The sequence below is a fragment of the Carboxylicivirga sp. M1479 genome (assembly GCF_007097485.1).
Taxonomy (GTDB): Bacteria; Bacteroidota; Bacteroidia; order Bacteroidales; family Marinilabiliaceae; genus Carboxylicivirga.
Window position 1 is genome coordinate 1 of record NZ_VKDE01000107.1, and the last position, 298, is coordinate 298.

Here is a 298-nt window from a genome sequence, read left to right on the forward strand (position 1 = left end):
CTTGAATTTCGCTTCAAAAAAAAGATTCAAAAAATACATTTTTTATTTGCTGAATTAAAAATAAGACTTACCTTTGCAGCCGCTCTTCAAACGAGAGGAGTTAACGTTATTGATTTTAGACTGTTGAAACAGTTGAAATTGCACTTCCGGAAAATCGGAAAAAGTTCTTTGAAAATATTGGATAGTACCTAATTTGAAATGAATTAGAAAAGGTTAAAAAGTGAAAATCTGAAGTCAATTAGAACTATAAGAATTTATCTAGAGATATTTAAAATTTTTATACAACGAAGAGTTTGAT

At 27.5% G+C, this 298-nt stretch carries 1 protein-coding gene; it reads left to right on the forward strand.

What is annotated here, in order from left to right; translation table 11 throughout:
- A partial coding sequence (locus tag FNN09_RS21420; protein WP_221932567.1) for a hypothetical protein occupies positions 1-192 on the forward strand: 192 nt, incomplete at its 5' end.
- Positions 193-298: the final 106 nt, after the last annotated feature.